Here is a 749-nt window from a genome sequence, read left to right on the forward strand (position 1 = left end):
GGCCCGCCGGGCGGCGTCGAGGCCGGGCGCTCCGGCGGCGTGGCCGGCGGCGGCCCGAGCAGCTCGTCGTCCTCGGAAGGCTCCGAGAGGCCGAGCTTGGCGCGCAGCTCCTTCTGGGCGACCTTCAGCCCGACCGGCACCAGCTTCGCGACGCTGTCGGCGAGCGCCTTGACGTCCTCGGGCTCGGCGACCGGCAGCTCGACCCGCGGATAGCCGGCCTGCGGACCGAAGTTGAAGGCGACGGCCCACTGGACCAGGTCGCGCGCCAGCGTGTTGGAGAGCTGCACGCCGTCGGCGCGCTGGATGTCGAGGCGCACCTCGTTGTGCACCTTGGCCTGCGCCATCGACGCGCCCGAGTCGGCCGTCATGGTCTGGCCGACGACCAGCTTCGAGACGTTACGGTCGAGATACTCGATCAGCCGCTCGAAGGTCGAGCCCTCCAACGCCTTGCGCTCGATGAAGTCGATCGTCATCCCGTCCGGGATGATGGCGGCGGCGTCGCTCGACAGCCCGGCGACGGCGCGCAGCAGCGTCTTCTTGTCGGCCTCGCTCGCACCGCTGTGATACTTGCCGAGGCGCAGCGGCATGCCGAACACCTCGCAGAACGCCGCCCAGTCCTTGAGCGTGAACTGCTGGATCAGGAACGCCCAGGCGGCGGCGCGCGCGAAGCCGCGGCGGATCGGGATGCCGGTCTTCGAGCGCGGCGCGTGGACGATGAACTTGGCCGGCGGCAGCGCCTCGCCGTCGAG

The 749-nt window shown here is 71.6% G+C and carries 1 protein-coding gene; it reads right to left on the minus strand.

Annotated features, from left to right (window positions below; translation table 11 throughout):
- Positions 1-749 (minus strand): DUF935 family protein (locus ABTU92_RS30340; RefSeq protein WP_408095242.1); only part of this gene is annotated, 749 nt, incomplete at both ends.

It is taken from the genome of Rhodoplanes sp. SY1 (assembly GCF_046000175.1).
In the GTDB taxonomy this organism is placed as follows: Bacteria; Pseudomonadota; Alphaproteobacteria; order Rhizobiales; family Xanthobacteraceae; genus Rhodoplanes.